This is a genomic window from Bacillus cereus group sp. BfR-BA-01379 (genome assembly GCF_022663605.1).
Classification (GTDB): Bacteria; Bacillota; Bacilli; order Bacillales; family Bacillaceae_G; genus Bacillus_A; species Bacillus_A mobilis.
The window spans coordinates 20658-47519 of sequence record NZ_JAKUFT010000042.1; the positions used below are offsets into that span (position 1 = coordinate 20658).

Sequence of the window (26862 nt, forward strand, 5' to 3'; positions counted from 1 at the left end):
TTTCCATAAAATAAGGAAGCTAACAGTTGTTAGCTTCCTTATCGTTTATTTCAATTATTTAGTTCGACACTTTAGACTCTTCAATTTTCTCACGAAGAACCATTTGTAAGATACCACCGTGACGGTAGTAGTCAATTTCAACTTCACTATCGAAACGAGCTACTACTTCAAATTGTTTTTCGTTGCCATCTGCATCAGTTGCAACTACTTTTACAAGATCGCGTGGTCTAACTGTTTTGTCAATTTGAATTTCAAATGACTCGTTACCAACAAGACCTAATGTTTCAGCGCTTTCGCCATCTTTAAATTGAAGTGGTAACACACCCATTAACACTAAGTTACTGCGGTGAATACGTTCGAAGCTTTCTGCGATTACTGCTTTAATACCTAATAAGTTTGTACCTTTCGCAGCCCAGTCACGAGAACTTCCCATACCGTAATCTTTACCAGCAACAACTAGAAGACCTGTGCCATCTTCTTTATATTTCATAGCAGCATCATAGATAGATGTTACTTCACCAGTTGGCCAATATGTTGTATATCCGCCTTCTGTTCCTGGTGCGATTTGGTTTTTAATACGGATGTTCGCGAATGTACCACGCATCATAACTTCATGGTTACCTCGACGAGAACCGTAAGAGTTGAAGTCAACTGGTTGTACGCCGTTTTCTAATAAGTAGCGTCCAGCTGGTGTGTGCTTACCGATTGAACCTGCTGGTGAAATGTGGTCTGTCGTTACAGAATCACCAAATTTACCAACTATGCGTAATCCTGATAACGTTTCAACTTCACCTGGCTCTTTAGATAAACCTTCAAAGAATGGTGGGTTTTGAATATAAGTTGAATCATTATCCCAAGTATATAAAGCTTCATTTGAAGTTTGGATTTCGTTCCAACGCTCATTGCTGTTAAATACTTGTGCATATTCTTTCTTGAACAGTTCAGATGTAACAACACTTTGAACTACATCTTCAATTTCTTTAGCTGATGGCCAAATATCGTTGAAGTATACAGCATTGCCATTTGCATCTTTACCGATTTCATCATTTTTCAGGTCAATATCAACAGTACCTGCAAGTGCATATGCCACAACAAGTGGTGGTGATGCTAAGTAGTTTGCTTTTACAAGCGGGTGAATACGACCTTCAAAGTTACGGTTACCAGATAAAACAGATGTTACTAATAAATCGTTTGCTGCGATTGCTTCTTCTAATTCCTCTGCTAATGGACCAGAGTTACCGATACAAGTCGTACAGCCGTAACCAACTGTTTGGAAACCTAATTGATCTAAATATGTTGTTAAACCTGATTTATCTAAGTACTCAGTAACAACTTTAGATCCTGGTGCTAATGATGTTTTTACGTACTCAGGTACTACAAGTCCTTTTTCAATTGCTTTCTTCGCAACTAGACCTGCACCAATTAATACGTATGGGTTTGATGTATTTGTACAGCTTGTAATTGCAGCGATTGCAATTGCACCTGTTTTCATCGTTACTTCTTTATCTTCTAATGTAACCTTCACTTCTTTATCGAACTCTTGCTCATTAAATCCAAGTCCTTGTGTTCCAACTGGCGCTAAAACAGCTTTGTGGAACGCATCTTTCATATCTGAAAGTGGAATTAAATCTTGTGGGCGTTTCGGTCCAGAAAGGTTAGATTCGATTGTATTTAAATCAATTTCAACAAGATCAGTGTAAATTGGATCTTTGCTGTCTGCTGTATAGAATAAACCGTTTGCTTTACAGTATTCTTCAACAACGCGAATTTGCTCTTCATCTCTACCTGTTAAACGTAAGTATTCTAATGAAATATCGTCGATTGGGAAGAATCCACAAGTTGCGCCGTATTCTGGTGCCATGTTTGAAATTGTTGCACGGTCAGCTAAAGGCATGCTCTTTAGTCCATTACCGAAGAACTCAACGAATTTACCAACTACACCTTTTTGACGTAATACTTGTGTTACTTTTAATGCAACGTCTGTTGCTGTAGTACCACTTGGAAGTGTACCAGTTAATTTCACACCGATTACTTCAGGTACTGGGAAGTATGAAGGCTGTCCAAGCATTCCTGCTTCAGCTTCAATACCACCAACGCCCCATCCAAGAACACCAATACCGTTAATCATTGTTGTATGTGAGTCTGTTCCAACTAATGAATCTGGGTATGCAACTAAGTCACCTTCAGCATTTTTCACAGCATGAACAACTGGTGCTAAATATTCAAGGTTTACTTGGTGTACAATACCTGTAGCTGGTGGAACTGCACGGTAGTTATCAAATGATTTTTGTGCCCAGCTTAAAAATTTATAACGTTCTTCATTACGTTTAAACTCTAAGTCCATGTTGAATGCAAGCGCGTCTGCCGTACCCGCTCTATCAACCTGTACAGAGTGGTCAATTACAAGGTCTACAGTAATTTCTGGATTAATTTTATCAGGATCCCCGCCCATATCTGCCATTGCTTTACGAAGCGAAGCCAAATCTACAACAGCTGGTACACCAGTGAAATCTTGTAAAATTACACGAGATGGTTTAAATGGAACATCGATATCTTGCACATCTTTCGTTCCCCATTTCGCTAAATTTGTAACATGCTCTTCTGTAATTACACGTCCGTCTACTTGACGAAGTACTGATTCAAGTAAAACTTTCACGGAATATGGTAATTGAGATACGTTGCCAACCCCTGCGTTTTCAAGCGCTTTCAAATCATAATAATGATACGTTTTTCCATCTAATTCAAAAGTTGCACGTGATTGAAATGGATTATGTTTGACCATTATGTTTCCCCCCTGTTAAACGTGACTAAGTTGTCTGAATATAAAATGTAGACAAACTTTTCAATACCTTACGATAATATCTTATTACAACTTTCTAAATAAGTAAATAATAAGAAACTTATAGATTATCATAAGTTTTCTTTATGTTTCTAAATTTGAATAATGTTCATGCTCCTTATGAATACTATTACCATAAAGTAAAGTGCTCTATTAGCGCTTTGCTTACAGTTCATACATACTATGAACTGCTCATCATTCAACTTACAAAAAAAGTTATAGAGGTGAAATAAAATGGGTAAAAGAAAAGCAAATCATACTATTTCAGGAATGAATGCGGCATCTGCACAAGGACAAGGTGCTGGTTACAATGAAGAATTTGCAAACGAGCCTTTAACTCCAGAAGAGCGACAAAATAATAAAAAGCGTAAAAAGAACCAGTAACAAAAAATCCCAAAAGGCCCATTTCCTTTTGGGATTTTTTCTAATGTTTATAACGTAGTAATTCTGAAACCGTTACAAATCGATAGCCTTGTTTTTTCAGCTCAGGTAGAATTTTTGCTAATGCCGCTACTGTTTGACTACGATCATTTCCTCCATCATGTAACAATACGATATCTCCACTTTTAGCATGTTTCACTACATGATTTACAATGGATTCAACCCCTGGATTTGCCCAATCACGCGGGTCTTGATGCCACGACCATAGAACCGTTTGATAACCCGCTTCTTTCGCGGTTTTAAATACAGCATCGTTAATATATCCGCCAGGTGGACGGAATAGCAAAGGTTCTTTCACCCATTTTTTAAAATATTTCTTCCCATCTAAAATATCATTTTCCAATTTTTCATCTGATGAATTACTCGCATACAAATGATTCATCGTATGATTTCCAATTTCATGCCCCTCTTTTAACACTTCTTTCACTAAATATGGATTACGCTGCACTCGAAATCCAATCATAAAAAATGTCGCTTCTGCTTTATATTGATGTAATAAATGTAAAACTTGTGGTGTATAAGTTGGATCTGGTCCATCATCAAATGTAATGGCAATAATCTTTTCATTATTAGGTACTTCCCACGTTACATAGCCAGTTGGTTCTAACTCTTTTCTGAGCAACATTTTCGCTTCCACTTTTTCAACTTGAAATATATGTACTGCGCATAGTAAACAAAAAACGAATAGAAAAATCTTCTGTTTTAGCATAACATTCGTCAAAGTAATAAGGTTGTCGAATACACAACAATCTCATTTACTTTTCTAATTGATCTACATTTCGCATAATGTTTTGGAGATTATTTTCGTATTGCTCAAGTTGTGGGCGTTGTGTTTCCGAAGCTACTTCTAACGCATTTTGAATTTGTTCATACGCTTCCTGAACCTCTTGGCGTAACTCTTTTAAATCGTGACCGTAGTTTGGATCATTTTTTACAATGTTATTAAATGCATTTTCTGCTTGTGTAACTCCTTGCTGCGCTGCTTGAAAAGCTTGTTGTTTATCTTTATGATATGGCATTATATAATCCCCTTTCCATAATAGTTAGTCCCCTTTATCTTTACCTTTTTTTCTAAAAACATTCTCGTATAAATTTGCAAACTTCTCTCATTCTAAAGAGAAAGAGGAGGTGTCACATACAATGGGAAAAAACAATCGTGAAGCAAAAGAAAAAAAAGGACAACCTGAACCATTAAGCGGATCTCATAAAGTAAAAAACCGTAACCATTCACGCCAAAAAAATCATGCACATCATGATATGTAAAACAAAAGGCTCACACTAGTTACCTTTGCCACATACAATGTTTATATTTTTCCATTTATTCTTCACCCCTACTTCATTCATGCATAACATAGTATGAATTGAGATTTTACGGAGGGTGTCTTACATGGGCAAGAAAAAGAAGGATTGTCTTTTTCATGTTGATGGTTTCGAAGAGTGGATGGATCAATTTTGCTCTGATTCTTGTAGTAACTTTAGTTTCCCAAATCAAATTCATATTGACCTTTGTGAAACTGAACAAGAGTACATTTTGGAAACAGATGTACCAAATGTATCCGAACAAAATGTAGTTATTCAAAAGATGGAGACAGGCCTAAATATTTGCATACTTCATAATAATAGTTCTTTGCAGCGAATCATTCCTTTACCCGCTACTATTATTTATAAGAAGATGCTAGCCTGCTTAGAGAATGGATATTTAGCCATTCATATTTCGAAAAATGAAGTTGCTAATAAACATGAAAAAAAAGTTCTTTTTCAAATTGAGAATTAAAATAAAGTGAAACTTTAATTAATGAGAGTTTTACTGCCCGCAAATAGCGGGATGAATACAAAAATAAGCCCCAGTCGTCTGCTGGGGCTTATTTCATTTCGCATGTAATTCTAAATTACAATTTCTATCATCTCTTTTTTTCAATAAACCTTTTGTAACTAAAAGTACAGGAAATGCTACAGTTGAAAATATAGCTAGCGCTGAAAAGACAATAAATCCATTTTGATAACCGTAGTAATCGAGAAGTACGCCCCCAAGCCATGGACCAATTACTGCTCCAATTCCTGAAAACCCCATTGCTCCAAAATACGTTCCTTTTAAATGCGAAACAGCTATACCATCTATAAAGACATCCGTCATTGAAAACATGAGAACTTCTCCAATTGTAAAAATAATTGTACAAATGGCAGCACCTAGCATAGATTCTACTATTCCAAACCCAAACAGTCCCCCGCTCACAAATAAAGTTCCAACCATAATGGATACTAACGGTGTATACTTTTTACACATTTGAATAACAGGGTATTGAATTACGACTACAACAATCGCATTTAAAGCTAACATATATGAAAATAATTTCACTCCATCCTGAAATATATGTGCATTTGCAAAATATTGAGATACTGTTGTCGTTAAGTGAGAAAAGCCACAATTACTCAAAATAATACCAACTAATGCAACTAAAAAGACGACATCCTTTCGCAAAATGCGAATTGCATTTAACATTGTGACAGGTTTTTCTGTATTTACTTTCTTTTTTTCAATTGGATACTTCTTAAATTGGAACGCTAATATAACTGTATATAGAATGTATACTCCAGCTGCTACTAAAAACGGAATTGTTGATTTTGCGCTTCCAATTTGTAATCCGACAAGTGGGCCAATTGCTACTCCAACATTGATTGCACCGTAACGCAAATTATATACGAGTAAACGATACTCTGGTTTCGTTAAATCTGATAATAATGCTCTTGACGTCGGTTCAAAAAAGGACCTACATAATCCATTCAAAGCATTTAATAAAAAGAAACTTAACACATGATCTGCAAGTGAAAAACCTATGAATACAAACACCCAAACGATCATGGACCATATTATAATCATATTTCGGCCGAACCGATCCGATAAATTCCCTCCGATAAAACTCGCAAATACTCCAACAAGTGCACTCATTCCGATAATAGCACCCGTCATTCCAGCTGATACGCCTTTCACAGTCGTTAAATAAATTGCTAAAAAAGGAATACTCATTGACGTGGCAAACCTCGCAAATAAGGTCCCTATTATAATTGTCATTCCTAACGGATGAATATTTTGCAACTTCCCCTTCATCTTAAAAACCTACTCTCCCTGTTCTTACATAAAAAAAGAAAGCAAAGGTTCTGCTTTCTTTTCCCTTTTTATACTTGAGCTGTTGATACTCGAGTTGTTCTCGTTATATCCATATCTATGCCATATGTAAACTGTAATTCTTTACAAACATCTTTAATTAAAATTGCGACATTATATTTCTCATTAAATTGTAAAACGATATTTTCTACTTCTTCATATGTATACTTATATTCCCCCGTAATGACACTTTTCAGATCAAAACATTCATTTATACAAAGTTGCACAAGCAGCTCGTCATATTTCTCTAGTACATCTTCTTTCTTCCACAGTACCTCTTTTACATATAACCGATCGAACTTCACACTTTCTCGATTACAGTCCGTTAAAATCCGGGTCATTTCATTTAATTCTCGATACAATTCAGAAATATTTTTACTTAAACTAAGTAGTTTATCTACACCGTTCTCATATAACATATTCATTCCACCCCCGCATTTTCTTTTTCTTATTATAGCAAGAAAATTCTAAAAATGGTTTCTTTCTTCTGAAATATTAGGAAACTAATTTCAATTGCTTTACAATGAAACTATTGAACACGAAAGGGGAAAGAAAATTGAAGCAAAAATTATATTACACTGATGCTTATAAGAAAGACTTTACTACTAAAATTATAAAGCAAGATTATGATAAAGACGGTAACTTATACGTTGTTTTAAACGAAACAGCATTTTATCCAACAGGTGGCGGGCAGCCCCATGATACTGGAACTTTAAATGGCATTGCAGTAATCGATGTTGAAGAAGTCGATGAAGAAATCCGCCACTTTATTACAGAACAATTACATACAGAAGAAGTTAAAGGTAAAATCAATTGGGAGCGCCGTTTTGATCATATGCAGCAACATGCAGCTCAGCACATTTTATCTGCTGCTTTTTGGGACCATTTTAACATACCTACGATTGGATTCCATCTTGGAAAAGAAACGGTAACAATTGATTTAGAAACAGACAATCTGCATGCAGAAACAGTTGAAAAAGCAGTACAAATTGCAAACAAAATTGTTTTTGAAAACCATCCAATCCGTATCCAGTGGATGAACTTAGAAGAAGCGAAAACATTGCCCCTTCGTAAAGAACCGACTTTAACAGAAAATATACGTGTTGTTATAATTGAAAACTTCGACTACAACGGCTGTGGCGGAACGCATCCAAAATATACAGGTGAAGTAGGTCCTATTCAAGTATTAGGATGGGAGCGTAATAAAGGTGGCATACGATTAACGTTTATCGCTGGCTGGCGCACACATAAATTAATGGGGCAACAGCAACAAATTATAAAAGATGTTTCTAAACAATTAAACAGTAGCGAAAATGATATTCCAGCAAAAGTAGCACAACTTCTCACTTCTCAAAAAGAAAACGAAAAAACAATACAAACAATGAATGAAAAATTATTATATACAGAAGCAAACGAACTACTGCAACAGCCTTCAGAAATACATGCTGGCATACTTATTTCTAAAGTGTTTACAAATCGTTCTATGCAAGAAATCGCAAAACTTTCCGCTATTATTACAGAACAACAAGAACATGCCATTACATATTTTGTTATTGAAAATGAGGACAAATTACAATGTATTCTTGCTTGCGGAAAGACAGTCACACTTGATATGAACTCACTTTTAAAAGACGCTCTTCCTGCTATTGAAGGAAAAGGTGGCGGAAATAAAAAGAGTGCGCGCGGCGGTGGAAAAGCGGTTATGACCGGGGACGAATTTTTAAATCAACTTGTTTCTTCTTTACAGTCAGCAGTGTGAAATATTTTTGTGAAGGATAGCTAATAGCTATCCTTCACCCAGGTAAAGACCAATCGCGATTAGCAACTTTTTGCTTTACTAGCAATACTTTTTCATCTTCAATTAAAATTCCCGTAACACGAACTTGCATTACATTTTCCATATGTAATCTCCTCTTCCTGTTATATTTACAAATTAATCCTTCCACAAAAAGAACGTATGTTTTATAATTAAAGAAAATTATGGAAGAAAGAAGTTGTTACATTCATGCGTCCAACTTTAACAAAATCTATATCACTTGAAGATTTCCAAAACTATTATTGGTTAAAAGCAGAACTGCAAACATTTTGTCGTGAACATGGTTTGCCGGCTAGTGGCTCTAAGATTGAAATAACAGAGCGTATCTCACATTATTTACATACTGGTAAAATATTAAAAAACAGCTCTGATCAAAAAGTGAGTAAAGCTTCCCTCTCTTATAAGGACCTTTCCCTTCAAACAATTATTACTAAAAATCACCGCTGTAGCGAAGATGTTCGTGCTTTTTTCAAAGACAAAATTGGAGCAAACTTCCGCTTTACAGTAGCTCTTCAAAAGTTTTTTAAAGAGAATGTTGGAAAAACATATGAGGACGCGATAACGTTTTGGTATGAAGAAAACGAACGAAAAAAAGATCCTACTTATAAAACAACTATCAGCGCGCAGTTTGAATACAATCGTTTCACTCGCGACTTTTTCGAAGATCCAAATAACAAAGGAAAATCAAAAGCTGATGCTATCGCCGCTTGGAATGAAATAAAAGCAAAACCTGGTAGCAATGCTTATGTTCCTCAAAAAGTAGAAAACTAGTTCTTTTCTAGTCTTCTACTTTTTCAAATAATAGCGCTAACCCTATTCCACCACCAATTCCTAACGTCGCAATTCCATATTTCATATACTCTCTTTGCGCTTGATAAAACAAACGTGTTACAAGCATAGCACCAGATGCACCATACGGATGACCGAGCGCAATTGCTCCACCATTGACATTCAATTTTTCATATGGAATTTGTAACTCCTTTGCACAAGCAACAACTTTTGAAGCGAATGCTTCATTTATTTCAAAATAATCGATGTCCTCTACTTTCATATTCATTTCGTTTAATAATTTGTTCACCGCAAATATCGGACCAGTCCCCGGAAGATTTGGATCCACTCCAACTACAGCACTACGAACGAAACGAAGTACAGGCTTGTATCCTAATTTTCGGGCTTGCCCCTCTTCCATTACAAGAACGGCACATGCTCCATCATTTACACCGCACGAATTACCTGCCGTTACTGTACCATTTTGTAAAAATGCGGGCTTAGTTCTTTTAATCATTCTTTCATACTTCATTTCTCGTTTTATAGCTTCGTCAAAAGATCCATTAAAAGAAAGTATTTCATCTTGTAAATATCCATTTTCTAATGCTTGCAGTGTCCGTTTATAACTAAGACAAGCGTATTCGTCTTGCATTTCTCGCGTTATATTATAACGCTCTGCAACATATTCAGCCGCTATTCCCATATCAGGATCGCCAATTGTTGCCGGTGAAAATCGCGCTCTATTTTGAAAAGGTGATGTACTTGTACTCTCTACTCCCCCTGCAATATAACAATTACCTGCCCCGCCTTGAATGAAATGACATGCGGTGCGAATCGCTTCCAAACCCGCACCACATTGCCGATCAATCGTTACACCAGGAATATGATAGCCAAGTCCTGCCGCTAAAGCAGATAATCTTGCAACATTCCCTCCCAGCCCCACAATATTCCCTAATATGACATCGTCTATTTCTCTCTCAATTCCTTTACTTAAAAATGTAAGAAGCGGCGTTACTAATTGCTGAACTTCATAATCTTTCAACATCCCATTCTTCTTACCAATAGGTGTCCTTTTTGCTTCTACAATAACCGCTCTATTCATATATCTTCTCCCGGTTTTCAATCATATTTTTTGCTGCAATACGAGCGATTTTCCCGCTATTTGTATACGGTAGTTCATCTACAAAATGCCATTCTTTCGGTATTTTAAAAGAGGATAATCGTTGTAAGCAAAAACTTTTTAATTGTTGCCTCGTAGCACTTCCTTTTACGATGGCGACAGGTTTTTCACCCCAGTAACTATCTTTCACACCAATTACAACTATTTCATCAACAGCTGGGTGTTCATGTAATACACTTTCTATTTCTTCTGGAAAAATATTAATTCCTCCAAATAAAATCATATTCTTCTCTCTACCGACAATATAAATAAAGCCTTCTTCATCTTCATAACCTACATCTCGTACTGTCATCCAGCCATCTTCAGTCAACTCTGGAACTAAAACCTGATCCAATATGTATCCCATAAAAAACTGATCACTATTCACATAAACAGTTCCAATCTCGCCTTTCTGTACTTCTTCTCCTGCTTTATTACATATTCGAACTTGCACATTGTGACAAGGTTTCCCTACTGAATTTGGCCTTCTATCACTCTCCTCATCAACAAGTGCTGTTACAAAACTTAGTTCCGATGCACCGTAAAATTCATATTTTCGTGCATAAGGAAATATATTCTTTATTTTTTCTTTCGCTTCAGCTTCCCATTTCGCTCCTGACGAAATAATTTTCATTTCATTTGCTATTACTCTATTTTCTTTATATAAAGATTCTAGCATTGTCGGAACTGTATACATGACCGAGATATGTTCCGTTTCTAACTTATCCAACACTTGATCTGGAATAAACTTTCTCATAACGTGCACCGTTTGCCCTACATATAATGCACTTATTGCGCCATATAAGAAAAGAGAATGAACGAGCGTCCCAGCTATTAAAATAGAATCTTCTTTTTTCATATGAAAGTCCTTTATATTGCAATCAAAGCTATGAACCCACGATTGTTGTGCACGTAAAAATGCTTTTGCTTTTCCAGTTGATCCTGATGTAAACCCCATATAGAACGGAGCATGTTGCACATTTTCTATAGGATAATATGTAGGCAGGTAGTTCTCTATCCTACTTTTCCACTCATCAATTTCTATTACTCTTTCTTCATCCGGTAAATCATTTACCTTATATCGCTCTGTCACAATCATATCCGGATTACTGATTGCAATTCTTTCTTTGAGCTCATCCTGTTTCCACTTTATATCTAATGGCACACAAGCCCATCCGGCCATAGCAGCACCAGCAAATAGTTGTAAAAATTCTATACTATTCTCTAATACAATTGCTATCGTTTTATTCTTCGATTCTTTTTCATTCAACCAGTTTGCTACTTTACACACTGACTCAAACCATTCTTTATATGTTAAAATTCGATCATTTTCCTTTATCGCTATTTTATTTGATTGTATAGAGAGATGTTTTTTATATTCTTTTGTAATTCCCATATAAGTTGTCCTTTCTCTACAAAATAATAAAAAGAAACACGCAATGAACGTGTTTCTTCTCTTTCTTATCCTACATTTGTATATTTCCCACTCTTTAGAGCAGGCGTAATAATATGTTTCAATGAACGATGTAATTTCGTTACAAGAATCGCTGCTATAATCGCTTTTATGCAATCACCTGGTAAAAATACGGCACTTACTTTCATCGTCTGCCATATAGAAACATCCATAAAGAAAGCTTGTACAATAATACCAAATACATAAACTACGAAAATACCACCAATTATATTAATACATAATACCTTTATTATAGAAACTTCACGTAAACGCTCAATTAAATAACCAATGACAAACGCTCCAACGATATAACCGAGTAAATATCCTGCACTTGGCCCAACAAATACGCCTGGACCACCGCGTCCACCAGCAAGTAATGGTGCTCCAACTCCAACTATAAGTAAGAAAATAAGTTGACTTAACGCACCAAGACGTGATCCTAACAATCCACCAGCAAGCATAACACCGAGTGATTGTAATGTAATCGGAACTGGTGTAATAGCAAGAGCAATTGGAGGTATTAACCCTAACACTCCCATAATAGAACTAAATAAAGCGACGAAAACTAAGTTTTTTGTATTCATATTTGCTTCTCCTATTTGTAAACTTAAAATGATTTTTAGATAACATATTATAGGAGTTATATTATCTTTCTATTTAGTCTTTGTCAACTTATTTTAAATATAGGTTTACAAATATTTTTTCAATTATTTCTCTTTATGCAAATGCTCAAGTTCTTTCCGAAGCGCCTGTTTTAAAAACTTCCCAACAGATGTTTTCGGTATTTCTTCCATAAATACAATATCGTCTGGTAACCACCACTTCGCAAACTGTGGTTTTAAAAACTCATATATTTCTTCTTTTGTTACTGTACTATTTTTCTTTTGAACGACGCAGGCAATTGGTCGCTCTTGCCACTGCGGATGAGGAACGGCAACGACAGCTGCTTCAAATATAGCATCATGTGCCATTAATGCATTTTCAAGGTCAACTGAAGAAATCCACTCACCCCCACTTTTAATAACATCTTTCGTACGGTCAACGATTTTCACGCAGCCTTCCTCATCAACCGTAACGACATCTCCTGTATATAACCAACCATCACGAAAACCTTCGACAGTACGATCATCGTTATAATAGCTTTCAGCGATCCATGGTGCTCGTAAACATAGTTCTCCCATCTCCGTACCATCCCACTTCACTTCACCATTTGTACCGACTACTTTCATCTCTACACCAGGAACAAGATACCCTTGTTTTGATCGAATTTCTAATTGCTCTTCATACGATAATTCTGTTTCATAACTTTTTAAACGTGCAAGTGTTACGAGTGGGCTTGTTTCAGTCATACCATATGCATGGATGAACGGAACATTGTGTTTCTGTTCAAATGCTTTAATAACACTCTTCGGTGCAGCTGCACCACCGCATAGTATTCTCGTCATACTAGATAAATCGTAACTATTATTTTCTAACTCTTGTAATACACCGAGCCAAATTGTCGGTACACCGGCCGCTAACGTCACTTTTTCTGATTGAATCATTTCTAATAAAATTTTTGGCGTAAACATCGGTCCTGGAAGAACTTGCTTTGTTCCAAACCAAGTAGCAGCGAAAGGAAGCCCCCAAGCGTTCACATGGAACATCGGTACAATCGCCATTGCCGTATCACTTTCTGATAAAGCAGCTGTATCCGCTAAACCGAGTGCCATACAATGCAAAACAGTACTACGATGCGTATATACAACACCTTTTGGGTTTCCTGTAGTCGCTGACGTATAACACATACCAGCAGGTGTATTTTCATCAATATCTTTAACAAATTGGAAAGTTGGATCGCCTTCTTCTAATAGCTTTTCATAATGATATACAGGCTCCAGTGTAGTGTCTGGGAGTTCATCTTTATCAGTCATAATAATATAGGCTTGTACAGTTGATAATTCAGATTGAATTTTTTCAACGAGTGGTACGAGATCTTCATCAATAAGTAGAATTCGATCTTCTGCGTGCTGAATAATGTATGAAATATGTTGAGGAGATAAACGAATATTAATTGTGTGTAAAACGGAAGCAATACCAGGAATAGCAAAATACGCTTCCACATGTCGATGATGATTCCACGCTAACGTTCCTATACGCTCGCCTTCTTTAATTCCTAATTTTTTTAACGAACTGGAAAGCCTTCTCGTCCTTTCACCTAACAGCTTATACGTTAACGTCGTAACTGTATCATGTGTCCGTGAAACAATTTCTTTCTTTGAAAACAGTTTTTCTGCTCTTTCCATCATGGAACTAATTGTTAGCGGTACATTCATCATCATATTGGTTATATCCCCCTTTAAAGCGTTTTCATTTTTCATTTATTATAACAGACTTCCACAAATGATTACGACATTTTTCTGTATTTTCTGAATTATTTCTTTGGAAATAATTCAGAAAATACTATGAGAAAATATACTAAACTTCCTTCTTACGATATATAAATACCGAAATGAAATAAGAAAAGATATATATGATAACGCCAAATATCGTATATAGAATTGAAACGTATACAGATGAATTTAAATTTGATATTGGAAATTGTTCTATTAGATATCCAATTACACTTTGTAATCCAAAATAAGTAACAAGTCCCCCACATGCACCTCCAATTGTAATAGCATCAGATTTTTCTGCTCCAAAAACATAGAGAAGCGGATAAGCTATTGCTCCGGCATTAAGAATGATGAACGTCCCTAAAGAAACACTCTTAAATATACCATCATCAATTGGTGTATCTGAAACTAAACCATGTACATAAAATATGCCGTACGATAGTAAAGTACCAATAATTACAACTAAAAAATAGAAAAGATAGTGACTTTGTACAATATTATTTCTAGTAACCGGTAAAGTAAGTACATATTTTTCATACCCTGACTTACTCTCATATTTAATAACTTCAAGTGCAGGAATCGCAGCAAATAAGATAATGAACGTAGCGATTAAACGGTACATTGAAGCATTACCAAAATAAAAAACAAATCCCGCTCCCAATATCGCTATTCCCATAAACATAAAGAAAGTTCGATACACTAGATAATAGTTTGTCAATAATAAACCTTTCATTTATTTTTCACTCCTCGTCAATAAAACACTTATTTCTTCTATCGAAATGGTTCTATGAGCAATCCCACTTGGTAATTTATGCACATCTGATACAAGTACATTGAAATAAGAACCATTATTCCTTTTCACCACAACTATATCTTTGTTGATTAAAGTTAGTTGTTCCTCATCAACATCTACAATGGCATAATTGTCCAAAACCTTATCCTTTTCTTCATTCAATAAAATTTCTCCATCTTTTATTACGATAAGGTGACTAGCTATTTTTTCTACATCACTCATAATATGTGAAGAAAGTAATATACCACCATTACTTGTATTCACAAAACTTTTTAATTCCTCTAATACCTCCTCCCTAGATGAAGGATCAAGACCTCCCGTCGCTTCATCTAGAATTAATAATTTGGCATTATGCGACAATGCAACAGCTATAGATAGTTTCATCGACATTCCACGGGAAAACCTACCTACTTTTTCATTAGTAGGTAAAGAGAAAGAATGAACTAATCGGTAAAAATTTTCTCTATCCCAAGATTCAAACATGTTTTCAAAAACCTTATTTAGTTGTTTTATTGTAAGATGAGCTGGGAGATTCATAGCATCAAATACGACTCCAATCTTCCCCTTATTCTTGGCATCTTTATTTATATTTTCTTCACCAAATATTTTTACTGTACCGCTATCTTTAGAAATTAATTCTAGTACTGTTTTAAATGTTGTTGATTTACCTGCCCCATTGTCACCAATGAATCCAACAATTGCCCCTGATGGCACATTGAATGTAACATCTTTTAAAACAACTTTGCTTCCAAATGATTTACTTAAATTTTTAATTTCTAGAATGTTTGACATCATTTCACTCCCATCTTAACTTTTAATAAAATAGATTTTCTCCTATTAAAAATTATCCACTTTATCTCTCACTTTCTTTTTTAGTTTAAAAATAATACGATTGCTATATTCTTTATTCTCTACTAAAATTCGATACATCTCCCACACTCCAACAACACGAACAAAAAGATAGACTCCAATTGCAATAAGTACAACACAGTACGGATAATACTGCACTAATTCTCCTGAAGTGATATTTTTTTCCTCAAACAAAAACGGTATTGCGCCTGCAGCTATAAAACAAAATCCAACAATCATCACTGCAGCATATCTCTTCTTAATACTCGCATATCTGTTTGTCAATTCTTTTAGAAAGTTTTGATCAAATAGTAGTTCTTCTTTTTTCAATACATTGTATCGACTCTCTTCTATCGTTGCAGGTACCATCATTGCTCCAATTCCAAGGACAGCAATGATAATGACAAGGAATGTCGACATTGTTGCATTTTCTTTAAATAATAAATACGGTATTGTAGATAAAATTAGCAAACTAAACCCTAACGCTATATATTTTGAAATCTTTTGCCCGTACACTATATACCCTTCTGCCATTTCCTGACTTACATAATAGCCATCCACATTTTCATTACCTTGCTCAGCAGTTTCTTTTAATAAATAGTCGAGTGATACTTCAAATACATTTCCAATCATTATTAACTTTTCAGTTTCAGGAAAACCTTGACCGTTTTCCCATTTACTAACCGCTTGCCTTGTTGTGTTTAATTTTTCAGCTAATGCTTCTTGAGAAAGGCCCTTTTCCTTTCTTAATTTAAAAAGCTTTTCACCAAATCCCATATGTGTGTCCCCCTTTGTTTTCTTACCTAAATTGTATGTAAACATTACCCTTATCTCTATCTTCCTGCGGTTGCACTTTGTCAACTTACGGTTGCGATTGTGTTAAATAGCGGTTTTGTATACGATTTAGCTAGTTTTCTTTTATGATTATGGTGTGAATAAAAACACCCTATCCCGATAACCAATTATAACAATTAAAGGTAATTATTGTTATAAAAAAATAAAAACTCCCTTATTCATTTAAAGGAGTTTTCGATATGAAATATTCCAAGAAGAGCTAATTTTCTTTCTCATATTAATTCACAATTACTTCTATACATTTTTGTATGTTGTGCAACGATTCATAAGCATCCCACACAGTATATGTTGTCATCTCTTTATATAAGGCATATTCATATATATGTAAAATATTACTCCTATTAACTTCCTTAATAAAAACACTTTTCAATAATCATAACGGCTTCTGCTTAAACTTTTCATAATGTCGTACTTTTAATAAAAGGATATTCCCGCAATCTGTACAAATATAAGCATCTACTGGTGAAGATGTGAACATCGTCTCCTTTTTCCGTATTTGTGCATATCCGACAAACTCACCTTCCCCTATGTTTTGAGAACCACAATTAGAGCATGTCTGCACGTCTTTCTGTTTCATGAGAGCACCACCTTTAATCTGTTTCCACTCCCTTCGACAGTTCGCTTCCATTTCCCTTCCAAAAAACCTCTTATTCTCTTACATTTCAACAGGAATCTCAGAACAAACATCGTATATGTACTATGAAATATATTAATTAACGGAGGAATTTTATGAGTACAATTATGACGCTCAATACAGCACAAGAAATAGAAAACGCAGAAATACATATGCTTTCTTCTAGATTAGCGCTACTACAAGCAACAAGTGGAAACCCAATGCAAATACAAATGAAAAAATTCGGGAGCGCCACTGCCTTTTCATCAAAAGTAATTGCTGGTCCGACTTTTAACACCGTAAAAGGTATTACATTTACAAATACAGATGAGATAGATGAAATCATCGCTTATTATCAATCGCTACAAATCCCTTGTCGTTTTGAAATTACACCCGCTCAAGGTACAACTGAATTATTTCAATACTTATCTCAAAAAGGATTTTCCCAATCCAGCTTCCATACCGCTTTATATAGTATACCGAGAGAAGATCCATCCTTGCTTCCTTCTAACATTTCAGTACGCCAACTGAAAGAAAATGAATTTCATATTTTTGCAGACATATATGTACGTGGATTTAACATGCCATCTTTTACAAAAGATGGCGTCCGTCAAAATAACGAAATTCTCTACAATAAACCCGGTTGGCATTTTTTCATAGCCGAAGTTCAAAACACTGCTGCTAGTATAGGAGTTCTCTATATAAATAACGGTGTTGCTTCATTAGCTGCATCTGCTACTTTGCCAGAATTTCAACGTAAAGGCTGTCATACTGCATTAATTCAAAAACGAGTTGAAACAGCTATTGAATCCAATTGTAATTTAATAGTTGGGCAAGCAAGGTTCGGTAGCGGCAGTCAAAATAATATGGAACGTGCCCATATGAAAATTGCTTATACAAAATCAATATGGACTGCAAAAGAAATATAATTAACATTCTTTCTCCTTTCATTACAATCTTATACATTCTATGACAATTCCTTTTCTATCCTATTAATCATTTGAATATTCAAACTAGATTTGTTACGCTATTACTAGATACATCATTCAACTTGCAATATGAAAAGTGAATTCTAATCAAACTACAAGGAGGAGAAATGTATGACTAAACATGATCATGGTTTAAAAGAAAAAGTAGAAGGTGCTATTGATAAAGTAAAAGGCGAAGTAAAAGAAGTTGTTGGGAAAGTAACCGACAATAAAAAATTACAAGCTGAAGGAAAATGGGATAAAGTGAAAGGCACTGCTAAAGATACTGTCGGTAATGTAAAAGAGAAAGTTAATGAATATAAAGAGCATAAAGAGAATAAATAAAAAAGAACGAAGATGTATGATGGTGCAAGTAGTAAGTTACTATAGTTTGTATTTTATATTTGCCCATAAAATTATTTTAAAATGACAAAAAGATGCCTGAAGGCATCTTTTTGTCTATAAACAACTATTTTACATCTTACTTTGTGAAATTTGGTTTTAGGTCACCTGTATACGGTTCGTGCTCAACGAAGATTTTTATATCTTTTCCATTCGCATCTTTCCCTAGTCTTGTATACGTAAATTTCTCTTTATTTAACTCTGTAAGTTCAAGGACAGCACCATATTTATTATTTCCTAACGAAACGTGAGCCCTTATTTTATTACCATGTACAACATCAAAGAAACCATAGTCTCCACGGCTGTCTCCTGTATTCACATTGAAAAACTCGTATTTATTTGTATTTTTATCGTATTTTGCTAGACTGATTAAGTTTGAGTTGTATTTTGTTACGTTATTACCTTGTTCGTCTAATACCACCGTTCCGTTCCATAGTGTACTAGATAAAATTTCATCTCCATCAACGTCTGTAACTATTTTCCCCGTCGAGCTTTCTAAAGTTTTATCAGGTCGCGTGAAAGAAAGTTCTTTTCCATCGTAAGGAACATGTTCAACAAACACTTCTACATCATTCCCTTTTGCATCTTTCCCCATTCTTTTATATGTAAATTTCTCCTTATCTAATTGCATTAATTCAACAACTGCCTGATAATTTTGCGTTTCAGAAATTAACACTCTTTTCTTTCCATCATTCGTTATAAAAAAGGTACCGCTATCATTACGACTCTCTCCTGTCTTTGCAGTAAAGAATTCATATCTTGCAGTTTTAGCATCATATTTTGCAAGCCCGATGAAATTTTGATTTTCTTTCGTTACATCATTATGATCTTTGTCATAGACTTTTGTTCCTTGCCAATTTGTTTCACCAAGTATATTAGCTAGTAGTTGCCCTTTCGTTTGTTCAGTTTGTTTCGTTTCTTGTATTGCATTATATAAAAATTGTGCGTACTGTTCACGCGTCACATCCATACTTGGAGCAAATTTCCCTCCTCCTATCCCTTTTGCAATATTATTTGTTTGAACAGCACTAATTGCATTTCTTGCCCATGAGTTCGTTGAAACGTCAGTAAAAGTGTGCTCACTCTTTGCTTTTAAATGAAAAGCATTTGTAAGAGCCTGCGCCATTTCTGCACGTGTTAAGGATGCCTTCGGTCTAAAGTTTCCATGCTCATCCCCCTTAAAAACACCCATTTCTGTTAAGGATAAAATTTCCTTTATATAGCTTGTTGAATCTTCACTTACGTCACTGTATGGGTTTTGATAATTTTTGTTTTCTTCCATATTAAAATAACGATACATTAAAGCTGCAACTTGTTCTCGTGTTACGTTATCTCCAAAACCAAATCTTCCATCATCATATCCAAAAATGATTTTCTCACCTGTTAATTGCTGAATCGCCTCATATGCCCAGTGCCCCTTTGGAACATCTTTGAATACACCAGTATGATTCGTGTTTGGTGTAACTGCTTCCGCTTTCACCTCTCCAATCGTTTCACTTAATAAACTTCCACCTAAAACTGCTGATATGATACATGTTTTTAAAATTGTTTTATTCATGGCTTCCAATCCCTTCCTTCATTTAACAAAGAATTACACCACTTTTCTTTCAAAAGAAAATTCTATGTGATCAATTCATGTTATAAATTTTGATTACAGCTAATTGGATACAAAGTGTTACACACCCAAATTTCTTCTTTATAGTATCCATAGCTGCTATATATAGGAATTATAAATAGCAACTATAAATTGCCCATAAATAAATTATTAAAAAAAGATAAAATTAAGATAATATATTTTTAATCTCAATCAAAAAAACGTTATTCTTTCTCATCTAGCTTGTTAAGAAAGAATAACGTTTTTTAAATTCTAGGGTCCCTTTTGATAAAAAAGAAAAGGTTTATTTTATATGATCAAAAATAATTTCACGGCCCTTTCCAAATAAAACATCGGAAAGAAGCCGTGGCAAATACTTATATTATAATTGGCGGAAATTTACTTCCCTTCACTCTTCTCTAACACATACAAATCTTCTTCAATATTAGATAGTTTCTCTGTTACAAGCTTTCTAGCATCTCCAATTGCTTGATTGTATGCAAATGGTCCTACTAATTTTATCATTTCTTCTATTAATCGTTCTGCTTGAAAACGTCCAATTTCATCTAAATCTTCTTCAACGAAAAATTGCTGAATTTGTGCTACAAGCTCTTCTTTTTTATCATTTGGTATTTTTATATTCATCATCATTTATTACTCCTCTATATGTAAGATAGTACGTTTCTTAACTCTACCATAGAAAAACGCTTTCCAGGACAACTTTTTGTAACGCCTTCTAGCTCCCTATGACCGAGTATATTTTCTTTCTTTATAGCAAACTGCTTCATAAACACTTTACATAAAGAATATAATGCATTCATTTGTGCGGTAGTTGGATCATATTTATCAAAATTACCCGTCATGCATATTCCAATTGTATCTCTATTATTATCTTTCGCATGTGCTCCAATATGTAAACCTCGTCCTTCAACTACAGTACCATTTTCTTCAATAAAATAGTTATAACCGATTCCGCTCCATCCTCTTACTTTTTGATGAAATTCATGTGTTCTATACACATCCCATCCATCTTCGGATGTATGGTGGATAATCAGTTTATTCACTTTTTCTAAAGGAACTAATTCATCTTGAAATGTTAAATTAACACATTTAATTTCCATTTGAACATCCCCCTTACAAATCAATCATCATCATTGTTTTATCATCTGGTCGGATTCTCTTTTCCCCTTCTAGCTCTTCAACAATTGCTACATATTCCTTTATACTATTCTTTCTTATATATGAAACAGTTTGTTCCAGTGGCCAATCTGGGTGGAATAATCCGTCTGAACAAATAAAAATCCCACTTACTTCATCTATATATAATTCCCCATGCTGTAAATAATGTATCGCTTCTTTCATTCCATTTGCAACGGAATACCCACCCTGCATATTTGCAAGATAACGATTATATTTTAACTGTTCCCGCACATCTTGAAAAACATGTTCTTCCGGTACAGATAGTCCCTTTTTACGATCTTCTTCTCTTTTCTTTTTTGCTCGTTTACTAATTCCTTCAACCGTGTCTTTCGTTAATACTTGCATCGTTCCATTTTGAAGTATTGCAACAATCATACAGTCCCCTAATTGCGCATATTCAATTTTCTCACCAACTATTTGGACTGCCGCGATACATGTACACCACAAATACTCTTTCTTTCTCGTGTCTACTTCATATTCTAACATTTTGCTTTGCAATGCTTCATTTGCCTTTGCAATGGCAACTTGTAAACTATGATTTTCGCGGAATGAATTAAAATAACTTGCAAATAAGTGTGAAGCGATGTATGCTCCATTATGTCCCTTTTCATCTCGAAACGGGACGAGTGGTGTTGCCCCATCACATACACCATAAACCTTATTTTCTTCATTACAAAAATAAGAATCCTCACATTCTTGCTTCAACGGGCTTTTCTGTTGATATGTTTTTATCTTCACAACTGTATCCCCTTTCAAATGATATAATACTCAAATTCTTTTGATTAATCTAATTTTCCGAAATAAACTGTTTTTACCCAAAACTTTCAATATCATATATAATCTTGAAATAATATGAATTTTTTAGTGAAGGACGGGAAAGAGATGGTCAGATTTCTTGGTGTTATTATTGGTTCTATTATTATTGCGATTGCCTTTAATCTTTTCCTTATCCCCCACAAAATTTTAAGTAGTGGAATTGGCGGAATTGCTATTATTTTAGGGATTGTAACGCCTGTAAACACAGGTATTATTAACTTTGTATTAAACTTACCTATCCTTATTTTAGGATACATAGGTCTTGGGAAAAAAGTCATTTTTAACACTGTTATCTCTGTTATTGTATTATCTGTTGCATTATACTATGTTCCAGTGAAAGTCGTAGCAACAGATCCACTTTTATCATCTATCTTTGGTGGTGTCATTGCCGGAGCTGGTATCGGTCTTGTTTTTAACTGCAATGGATCAACTGGTGGATTTGATATTATCGGTATGCTGTTATCTCGCAAACGAGACATTAAACTTGGCGGATTCCTTATTATTTTAAATGCAGTCGTTGTAATCATTGCAGGGTTCTTCTTCACTTGGGATGTTGCTCTTACAAGCTTACTTTCCATTTATGTAACTGGTAAAGTTATCGATGCTATTCATACGAAACATCGAAAGGTTACACTTATGATTGTAACAAATGAAGCAGAAAAAATGAAAAAACAACTCCTTTCAACTGTTGTACGTGGAATTACATTGCTTGATGGCGAAGGTGCTTATTCAAGCGAAAAAAAACGTGTACTTATGACGGTCGTTTCTCGCGAAGAATTAGCAAGTATGAAATTAACAATTTCTGAAATTGACCCTCATGCATTCGTTAACATTACAGAAACGGTTGAAGTATTAGGATTGTTTAGAAAAGGTTAAAAAACTAGGTGGATTTCCACCTAGTTTTTATTTTCCATAAATTCAATTCGATTTCCGAACGGATCTGACACATAAAATCTAATTACATCTGGTCGTGCATGATCATCTATTACTTCAATACCTTGCTTTATTAACTCTTTTTTAAATTCATCTATTTTTAAAACATAAAAAGCTGGATGCGCCTTTTTAGCTGGATTGAAGTTTTGCTCAACTCCGATATGAATCTCTTGATTTCCACACTTAAACCAGCACCCACCACGCTTCTTTAATTCCTCTGGTTTTGGGATTTCCTCCATACCAATTTTATTACTATAAAACTCTCGTGCTTCTTCTTCACAGCCTGCAGGCGCAGCTACTTGCACATGATCAATCCCTTGAATATAATTTTTCATTTTCTCTCCCCCTCTTCTATCCTAATGTTATAAAGAAACCATACTTTTGTAACTTACATAAGATTTATAAAACAATATAAGCTCCCCTTATTACCACCCTATACGCACTTTTCCAAAATAAAGAAAACAAAATTTATTATATAACTTCCATTTTTTATAGAAATACACATTACATCTATATTATAGTTATGAATAGACAAATCTTTTTAGATGCTATTTGTACGGAGGAACTATTATGAGTCGTAAAAAATATTCATCAATTCAAAGAAAACGTCATCTGAACATTTCTGGACGTTTGCGAAACCATATACAAGATCGTTCTTCAGCAGAAATGTACGCATCTCTGTTCGAGCACAATCCTGATAGTATTATTTCATTGAACTTAGAGGGAGTTATTCTACATACGAACCCTTCTGTCGAAAGAATATTAGGTTACACTTCTTTAGAATTAGAACAGAAAAATATTACCTCTATTTTAGAAGCTCATATTTCTGAGCAGGTATTACAAAATATAAAGAATACTAAAGCGGATAATCAACAAGAGTATATGTTATCTATTTATCATAAAAATGGATTCTTATTAGACGTCGTGACTAAACTAGTTCCTATATTGGTCCAAAATCGTCTAACTGGCGTATATGCCATTATGAAGCCTCTTGAAAAATCAGAAAGAATTGAGAACATGCTAAAAGAAAGCGAGAAGAGATTACGTACATTAGTGAACTCCATGCCTGCGTTTGTTATATTTAAGGATCATGAAGGGCGCTGGCTTGAAGCAAATGACTATGCACTTTCTTGCTTCAATTTCCACCATGTACCTTACCACGGGAAAAAAGATAGTGAACTCATTCAATATAATGAAGCGTACCGAGAAGCTTTTTTACATTGTGAAGAAGTTGATGAACTAGCGTGGCAACAAAGACAAATTCTTCATGGTGAGGAATTTATTATTCATAGAGATGATTCCGCCTTAATCTTAAGTATATCGAAAGTTCCTCTCTATCATCCTGACGGCTCGCGTAAAGGTCTTATCGTAATGGGTAGAGACGTTACCGAACTTAAAGAAACAGAAAAGTTATTACGAAAATCAGAAAAGCTCGCAGTAGTCGGACAACTGACAGCTGGAATTGCCCATGAAATTCGAAATCCACTCACTTCTCTAAAAGGTTTTCTAACATTGCTACTCCCTGAAATCAATGAGGAGCAGAAATGGTATATCGATGTTATGTTAAGTGAGATTTCACAGATGGAATCTATTACAAGTCAATTTATGGCGATGTCTAAACCACAAGTATTATCTATCCAAACTTGTAACATACAAACTTTAATTGAAGAAGTAGTTACATTTATTTTACCAACTGCTATTATGCATAGTGTCCATATCATTATGGATCATTTTGATTACAAACATGATATTCAGTGTGATGGTAACCAATTAAAACAAGTTTTTATAAATATATTAAAAAATGCAATCGAAGCGATGCCAAATGGCGGAAATATTTTCATCCAAACAAAACCATTAGATGATACCTTCATCTTAATACGAATTATCGATGAAGGCTGTGGTATCCCAGAAGATCGTATCTCTCGTTTAGGCGAACCATTTTATAGTTTGAAAGAAAAAGGAACAGGACTAGGATTAATGATGTGTTACAAAATAATTGAAGAACATCATGGTAAATTACACATTTCAAGCGAATTAAATAAAGGTACGATCGTTGATATTCAATTACCGCTTTCTTCATCTCATCTTGCAATTCAGTCGTGAATATAAAAGAAGCATCTGCTAATGATGAACAGATGCTTCTTTTATTATTTGTTTTTATAATATTGTATTGCCATACCATTCTTTCGCTTTTTCTACTTCACCCATCGTTAATTGATGACCTCTATTTTCCCAATGCATTGTTACATTAGCGCTTGTATTTTCTAATAGTACCTTCAATTCCTCTGACTCTGCTGATGAACAAATCGGATCATTTGTCCCAGCAGCAATAAACACGGATTTCCCTGCTAAATTAGGTAATTGTGTTCCTCTTCTAGGCACCATTGGGTGATGGAGCACAGCGCCTTTTAATGCATTTTCGTAATGGAATAATAAGCTTGCAGCAATGTTTGCTCCATTTGAATAACCGATAGCTACAATGTTATTTCTATCAAATTCGTATGTTTTTGCAGCTTCATCTAAAAACTCATTTAATTCCTTCGTACGGAAAATCAAATCTTCTTCATCAAAAATGCCTTCTGCCAATCTACGGAAGAAACGTGGCATGCCATTTTCTAATACATTTCCCCTAACACTTAATACAGATGCTTCCGGATCAACTATTTCTGCAAGTGGTAATAAATCTAATTCATTACCACCTGTACCATGAAGTAATAACAACACTGGTTTTGACGTATCTTTTCCTTTTTGAAAAACATGTTTCATCATAATCTTTTTCCCCTTTCAATCACTTTTCGTCTAAATTTCTCACTTCAAATGGTAAAAGTGTTTGTTCAATTTGTTTTCTATGTGTTTCATATTGCTCCGGTAACTTTAATTCCTCACCCATCGTCTCTAACGATTCGTCATGAGCGAAACCAGGAGGGTCTGTTGCAATTTCAAATAAGATTTCCCCGTGTTCTCTAAAATAAATTGCGTTAAAATAATTTCGATCTTGTACAGGCGTTACGTGATATCCAAAACGAGTCACACGCTCTTTCCAATCTAATTGATCAGCATCATCACTCGTTCTCCAAGCAATATGATGAACTGTACCAACACCCATTTGACCACGACCGATTGTTGATAATCTCAAGTCGATAATATTTCCAATATCAGCAGAAGAACGGAATCGAACAAATTCACCTTCTTCTCCAATTTTCTCAAGACCCATAACATGCTCTAACAATTCAGCAGTTTTTTGAGGTTGTGCAGATAAAAGAACAGCACCACCAAATCCTTTAATTGCTACTTCTGGTGTAACTTCTCCAAAACTCCAATTATTTAATTCGCCTTCTTCTCTTTCAACTAATTCTATATGCAAACCATGTGGATCATCAAATTCTAAATACTGTTCTCCAAATCGAGTCATTTTTGTATACGAAACATCGAATTTTTCTAATCTATTTTCCCAAAACTCCATTGCGCCCTTTGGTACGACATAAGAAGTTATTCCTACTTGACCGTCACCAATAATTCCTTGACGAGCACCTGCCCATGGGAAAAACGTAATAATTGTTCCGGGCTTCCCTCCTTCATTACCAAAATAAAGATGGTACGTGCCTGGATCATCAAAATTCACTGTTTGTTTCACTAAACGTAAACCTAACACACTAGCATAAAAATCTACATTTTCTTGTGGGTGTCCTACGATTGCTGTAATGTGATGAATTCCCATCGTTTTCTTTTCCATTTTCTCCGCCCCTTTTTATTCCATTTTAAAAACTTTTATACATTCAAATTCATTATTCATTTTGTCCATACTGCAAAGTAAAATCCATCGTT

General features: G+C 34.8%; 29 protein-coding genes and 2 pseudogenes. 9 read left to right on the forward strand and 22 right to left on the reverse strand.

The window, feature by feature from the left end:
* Positions 1 to 58 precede the first annotated feature (58 nt).
* The gene (acnA, locus tag MR113_RS16605; RefSeq protein WP_242255604.1) at positions 59 to 2782 is read right to left on the reverse strand and encodes an aconitate hydratase AcnA; all 2724 of its coding nucleotides are present in this window, start codon (positions 2780 to 2782) and stop codon (positions 59 to 61) included.
* Between the two features lie 291 nt (positions 2783 to 3073).
* Between acnA and sspO the strand changes: the two genes are divergently transcribed.
* Positions 3074 to 3223 carry an acid-soluble spore protein SspO gene (sspO, locus tag MR113_RS16610; protein ID WP_242255606.1) on the forward strand — a complete coding sequence of 50 codons (150 nt, stop codon included), beginning with the start codon at positions 3074 to 3076 and terminating at the stop codon, positions 3221 to 3223.
* 40 nt (positions 3224 to 3263) lie between these two features.
* Here the strand turns inward: sspO and pdaB are convergent, their stop codons facing one another.
* Both pdaB and MR113_RS16620 read right to left on the reverse strand, forming a co-directional pair.
* Complete coding sequence (gene pdaB / locus MR113_RS16615; protein WP_242255608.1) at positions 3264 to 3989, reverse strand: polysaccharide deacetylase family sporulation protein PdaB; 726 nt, start codon at positions 3987 to 3989, stop codon at positions 3264 to 3266.
* A 46-nt stretch (positions 3990 to 4035) separates the two neighbouring features.
* Positions 4036 to 4299 carry a hypothetical protein gene (locus tag MR113_RS16620; protein WP_001146295.1) on the reverse strand — a complete coding sequence of 88 codons (264 nt, stop codon included), beginning with the start codon at positions 4297 to 4299 and terminating at the stop codon, positions 4036 to 4038.
* A gap of 121 nt (positions 4300 to 4420) precedes the next feature.
* Between MR113_RS16620 and MR113_RS16625 the strand changes: the two genes are divergently transcribed.
* On the forward strand, positions 4421 to 4543 hold the full coding sequence (locus MR113_RS16625; protein ID WP_000517650.1) for a small acid-soluble spore protein P: 123 nt from the start codon (positions 4421 to 4423) through the stop codon (positions 4541 to 4543).
* Positions 4544 to 4667: 124 nt separating this feature from the next.
* Positions 4668 to 5054 (forward strand): Hsp20/alpha crystallin family protein, encoded by a 387-nt coding sequence (locus MR113_RS16630; protein WP_242255609.1) that lies wholly within the window; start codon positions 4668 to 4670, stop codon positions 5052 to 5054.
* A 93-nt stretch (positions 5055 to 5147) separates the two neighbouring features.
* Here MR113_RS16630 and MR113_RS16635 read toward each other — a convergent pair whose 3' ends face one another.
* Both MR113_RS16635 and MR113_RS16640 read right to left on the reverse strand, forming a co-directional pair.
* A complete protein-coding gene (locus MR113_RS16635; RefSeq protein ID WP_242255610.1) occupies positions 5148 to 6386 on the reverse strand; it encodes an MDR family MFS transporter in 1239 nt (412 codons plus the stop codon).
* A 68-nt stretch (positions 6387 to 6454) separates the two neighbouring features.
* A complete protein-coding gene (locus MR113_RS16640) occupies positions 6455 to 6862 on the reverse strand; it encodes a hypothetical protein (protein ID WP_242255611.1) in 408 nt (135 codons plus the stop codon).
* A gap of 137 nt (positions 6863 to 6999) precedes the next feature.
* Here MR113_RS16640 and MR113_RS16645 point away from each other — a divergent pair, with 137 nt between their 5' ends.
* The gene (locus MR113_RS16645; RefSeq protein WP_242255612.1) at positions 7000 to 8202 is read left to right on the forward strand and encodes an alanyl-tRNA editing protein; all 1203 of its coding nucleotides are present in this window, start codon (positions 7000 to 7002) and stop codon (positions 8200 to 8202) included.
* Between the two features lie 37 nt (positions 8203 to 8239).
* Here the strand turns inward: MR113_RS16645 and MR113_RS16650 are convergent.
* Positions 8240 to 8344 (reverse strand): annotated as a pseudogene (locus tag MR113_RS16650) (NUDIX hydrolase); the annotation flags it as partial.
* A gap of 104 nt (positions 8345 to 8448) precedes the next feature.
* On the opposite strand from MR113_RS16650, the gene MR113_RS16655 reads away from it, so the two are divergent.
* Positions 8449 to 9030 (forward strand): DUF6434 domain-containing protein, encoded by a 582-nt coding sequence (locus tag MR113_RS16655; protein WP_242255613.1) that lies wholly within the window; start codon positions 8449 to 8451, stop codon positions 9028 to 9030.
* Between the two features lie 7 nt (positions 9031 to 9037).
* On the opposite strand, the gene MR113_RS16660 is transcribed toward MR113_RS16655, so the two are convergent.
* The 9 genes and pseudogenes from MR113_RS16660 to MR113_RS16695 form a co-directional block, all read right to left on the reverse strand.
* Entirely contained in the window at positions 9038 to 10129 is a 1092-nt protein-coding gene (locus tag MR113_RS16660) for an acetyl-CoA C-acyltransferase (protein WP_242255614.1), read from the reverse strand.
* Positions 10122 to 11582 carry an acyl-CoA synthetase gene (locus tag MR113_RS16665; protein WP_242255615.1) on the reverse strand — a complete coding sequence of 487 codons (1461 nt, stop codon included), beginning with the start codon at positions 11580 to 11582 and terminating at the stop codon, positions 10122 to 10124. The genes MR113_RS16660 and MR113_RS16665 overlap by 8 nt, the downstream gene beginning before the upstream one ends.
* A 65-nt stretch (positions 11583 to 11647) precedes the next feature.
* Positions 11648 to 12223 (reverse strand): biotin transporter BioY, encoded by a 576-nt coding sequence (locus MR113_RS16670; RefSeq protein ID WP_242255616.1) that lies wholly within the window; start codon positions 12221 to 12223, stop codon positions 11648 to 11650.
* Positions 12224 to 12346: 123 nt separating this feature from the next.
* The gene (locus MR113_RS16675) at positions 12347 to 13960 is read right to left on the reverse strand and encodes a long-chain fatty acid--CoA ligase (RefSeq protein WP_242255618.1); all 1614 of its coding nucleotides are present in this window, start codon (positions 13958 to 13960) and stop codon (positions 12347 to 12349) included.
* Positions 13961 to 14096: 136 nt separating this feature from the next.
* Entirely contained in the window at positions 14097 to 14747 is a 651-nt protein-coding gene (locus tag MR113_RS16680; protein ID WP_242255620.1) for an ABC-2 transporter permease, read from the reverse strand.
* Positions 14748 to 15599, reverse strand: a complete 852-nt coding sequence (locus MR113_RS16685) for an ABC transporter ATP-binding protein (RefSeq protein WP_097819605.1) — start codon at positions 15597 to 15599, stop codon at positions 14748 to 14750.
* 45 nt (positions 15600 to 15644) lie between these two features.
* Entirely contained in the window at positions 15645 to 16433 is a 789-nt protein-coding gene (locus MR113_RS16690) for a helix-turn-helix domain-containing protein (RefSeq protein ID WP_097819606.1), read from the reverse strand.
* A gap of 298 nt (positions 16434 to 16731) precedes the next feature.
* Positions 16732 to 16881 (reverse strand): annotated as a pseudogene (locus MR113_RS28495) (GNAT family N-acetyltransferase); the annotation flags it as partial.
* Positions 16882 to 16884: 3 nt separating this feature from the next.
* Positions 16885 to 17088 carry a hypothetical protein gene (locus MR113_RS16695; RefSeq protein WP_000810209.1) on the reverse strand — a complete coding sequence of 68 codons (204 nt, stop codon included), beginning with the start codon at positions 17086 to 17088 and terminating at the stop codon, positions 16885 to 16887.
* A gap of 152 nt (positions 17089 to 17240) precedes the next feature.
* Between MR113_RS16695 and MR113_RS16700 the strand changes: the two genes are divergently transcribed.
* Together MR113_RS16700 and MR113_RS16705 are read left to right on the forward strand one after the other, a co-directional pair.
* Positions 17241 to 18053: a GNAT family N-acetyltransferase gene (locus MR113_RS16700; protein WP_242255622.1), complete on the forward strand. Its 813-nt coding sequence runs from the start codon at positions 17241 to 17243 to the stop codon at positions 18051 to 18053.
* A gap of 171 nt (positions 18054 to 18224) precedes the next feature.
* Positions 18225 to 18437 carry a CsbD family protein gene (locus MR113_RS16705; protein WP_098313967.1) on the forward strand — a complete coding sequence of 71 codons (213 nt, stop codon included), beginning with the start codon at positions 18225 to 18227 and terminating at the stop codon, positions 18435 to 18437.
* Positions 18438 to 18573: 136 nt separating this feature from the next.
* Here the strand turns inward: MR113_RS16705 and MR113_RS16710 are convergent, their stop codons facing one another.
* The 4 genes from MR113_RS16710 to MR113_RS16725 form a co-directional block, all read right to left on the reverse strand.
* Positions 18574 to 20052, reverse strand: coding sequence for a DUF4822 domain-containing protein (locus MR113_RS16710; RefSeq protein WP_242255624.1), 1479 nt, complete (start codon positions 20050 to 20052; stop codon positions 18574 to 18576).
* Positions 20053 to 20487: 435 nt separating this feature from the next.
* A complete protein-coding gene (locus MR113_RS16715) occupies positions 20488 to 20739 on the reverse strand; it encodes a DUF2164 domain-containing protein (protein WP_001983516.1) in 252 nt (83 codons plus the stop codon).
* A gap of 11 nt (positions 20740 to 20750) precedes the next feature.
* On the reverse strand, positions 20751 to 21209 hold the full coding sequence (locus MR113_RS16720; protein ID WP_242255628.1) for a peptidoglycan recognition protein family protein: 459 nt from the start codon (positions 21207 to 21209) through the stop codon (positions 20751 to 20753).
* Positions 21210 to 21222: 13 nt separating this feature from the next.
* Positions 21223 to 22044, reverse strand: a complete 822-nt coding sequence (locus MR113_RS16725; RefSeq protein WP_242255633.1) for a protein phosphatase 2C domain-containing protein — start codon at positions 22042 to 22044, stop codon at positions 21223 to 21225.
* 126 nt (positions 22045 to 22170) lie between these two features.
* Here MR113_RS16725 and MR113_RS16730 point away from each other — a divergent pair, with 126 nt between their 5' ends.
* On the forward strand, positions 22171 to 22980 hold the full coding sequence (locus tag MR113_RS16730; RefSeq protein WP_000251342.1) for a YitT family protein: 810 nt from the start codon (positions 22171 to 22173) through the stop codon (positions 22978 to 22980).
* Positions 22981 to 23000: 20 nt separating this feature from the next.
* On the opposite strand, the gene MR113_RS16735 is transcribed toward MR113_RS16730, so the two are convergent.
* Complete coding sequence (locus MR113_RS16735) at positions 23001 to 23372, reverse strand: VOC family protein (RefSeq protein WP_242255635.1); 372 nt, start codon at positions 23370 to 23372, stop codon at positions 23001 to 23003.
* A gap of 235 nt (positions 23373 to 23607) precedes the next feature.
* Here MR113_RS16735 and MR113_RS16740 point away from each other — a divergent pair, with 235 nt between their 5' ends.
* Positions 23608 to 25140 (forward strand): BA3702 family sensor histidine kinase, encoded by a 1533-nt coding sequence (locus MR113_RS16740; RefSeq protein ID WP_242255637.1) that lies wholly within the window; start codon positions 23608 to 23610, stop codon positions 25138 to 25140.
* Between the two features lie 54 nt (positions 25141 to 25194).
* Here MR113_RS16740 and MR113_RS16745 read toward each other — a convergent pair whose 3' ends face one another.
* Positions 25195 to 25806 carry an alpha/beta hydrolase gene (locus MR113_RS16745; RefSeq protein WP_242255639.1) on the reverse strand — a complete coding sequence of 204 codons (612 nt, stop codon included), beginning with the start codon at positions 25804 to 25806 and terminating at the stop codon, positions 25195 to 25197.
* Between the two features lie 19 nt (positions 25807 to 25825).
* Positions 25826 to 26770 carry a ring-cleaving dioxygenase gene (locus tag MR113_RS16750; RefSeq protein WP_242255641.1) on the reverse strand — a complete coding sequence of 315 codons (945 nt, stop codon included), beginning with the start codon at positions 26768 to 26770 and terminating at the stop codon, positions 25826 to 25828.
* Positions 26771 to 26862: the final 92 nt, after the last annotated feature.

Bases quoted from the DNA above. Each gene is read 5' to 3' on its own strand.
- MR113_RS16745 (WP_242255639.1), bottom strand. From the start codon at position 25,806: ATGATGAAACATGTTTTTCAAAAAGGAAAAGATACGTCAAAACCAGTG.
- MR113_RS16675 (WP_242255618.1), bottom strand. From the start codon at position 13,960: ATGATGATGAATGTACCGCTAACAATTAGTTCCATGATGGAAAGAGCA.
- MR113_RS16665 (WP_242255615.1), bottom strand. From the start codon at position 11,582: ATGGGAATTACAAAAGAATATAAAAAACATCTCTCTATACAATCAAAT.
- MR113_RS16740 (WP_242255637.1), top strand. From the start codon at position 23,608: ATGAGTCGTAAAAAATATTCATCAATTCAAAGAAAACGTCATCTGAAC.
- pdaB (WP_242255608.1), bottom strand. From the start codon at position 3,989: ATGCTAAAACAGAAGATTTTTCTATTCGTTTTTTGTTTACTATGCGCA.
- MR113_RS16695 (WP_000810209.1), bottom strand. From the start codon at position 17,088: ATGAAACAGAAAGACGTGCAGACATGCTCTAATTGTGGTTCTCAAAAC.
- acnA (WP_242255604.1), bottom strand. From the start codon at position 2,782: ATGGTCAAACATAATCCATTTCAATCACGTGCAACTTTTGAATTAGAT.
- MR113_RS16625 (WP_000517650.1), top strand. From the start codon at position 4,421: ATGGGAAAAAACAATCGTGAAGCAAAAGAAAAAAAAGGACAACCTGAA.
- MR113_RS16680 (WP_242255620.1), bottom strand. From the start codon at position 14,747: ATGAAAGGTTTATTATTGACAAACTATTATCTAGTGTATCGAACTTTC.
- MR113_RS16730 (WP_000251342.1), top strand. From the start codon at position 22,171: ATGGTCAGATTTCTTGGTGTTATTATTGGTTCTATTATTATTGCGATT.
- MR113_RS16735 (WP_242255635.1), bottom strand. From the start codon at position 23,372: ATGAAAAATTATATTCAAGGGATTGATCATGTGCAAGTAGCTGCGCCT.
- MR113_RS16705 (WP_098313967.1), top strand. From the start codon at position 18,225: ATGACTAAACATGATCATGGTTTAAAAGAAAAAGTAGAAGGTGCTATT.
- MR113_RS16655 (WP_242255613.1), top strand. From the start codon at position 8,449: ATGCGTCCAACTTTAACAAAATCTATATCACTTGAAGATTTCCAAAAC.
- MR113_RS16635 (WP_242255610.1), bottom strand. From the start codon at position 6,386: ATGAAGGGGAAGTTGCAAAATATTCATCCGTTAGGAATGACAATTATA.
- MR113_RS16750 (WP_242255641.1), bottom strand. From the start codon at position 26,770: ATGGAAAAGAAAACGATGGGAATTCATCACATTACAGCAATCGTAGGA.
- MR113_RS16720 (WP_242255628.1), bottom strand. From the start codon at position 21,209: ATGGAAATTAAATGTGTTAATTTAACATTTCAAGATGAATTAGTTCCT.
- MR113_RS16685 (WP_097819605.1), bottom strand. From the start codon at position 15,599: ATGTCAAACATTCTAGAAATTAAAAATTTAAGTAAATCATTTGGAAGC.
- MR113_RS16620 (WP_001146295.1), bottom strand. From the start codon at position 4,299: ATGCCATATCATAAAGATAAACAACAAGCTTTTCAAGCAGCGCAGCAA.
- MR113_RS16660 (WP_242255614.1), bottom strand. From the start codon at position 10,129: ATGAATAGAGCGGTTATTGTAGAAGCAAAAAGGACACCTATTGGTAAG.
- MR113_RS16670 (WP_242255616.1), bottom strand. From the start codon at position 12,223: ATGAATACAAAAAACTTAGTTTTCGTCGCTTTATTTAGTTCTATTATG.
- MR113_RS16630 (WP_242255609.1), top strand. From the start codon at position 4,668: ATGGGCAAGAAAAAGAAGGATTGTCTTTTTCATGTTGATGGTTTCGAA.
- MR113_RS16690 (WP_097819606.1), bottom strand. From the start codon at position 16,433: ATGGGATTTGGTGAAAAGCTTTTTAAATTAAGAAAGGAAAAGGGCCTT.
- sspO (WP_242255606.1), top strand. From the start codon at position 3,074: ATGGGTAAAAGAAAAGCAAATCATACTATTTCAGGAATGAATGCGGCA.
- MR113_RS16640 (WP_242255611.1), bottom strand. From the start codon at position 6,862: ATGTTATATGAGAACGGTGTAGATAAACTACTTAGTTTAAGTAAAAAT.
- MR113_RS16710 (WP_242255624.1), bottom strand. From the start codon at position 20,052: ATGAATAAAACAATTTTAAAAACATGTATCATATCAGCAGTTTTAGGT.
- MR113_RS16715 (WP_001983516.1), bottom strand. From the start codon at position 20,739: ATGATGATGAATATAAAAATACCAAATGATAAAAAAGAAGAGCTTGTA.
- MR113_RS16700 (WP_242255622.1), top strand. From the start codon at position 17,241: ATGAGTACAATTATGACGCTCAATACAGCACAAGAAATAGAAAACGCA.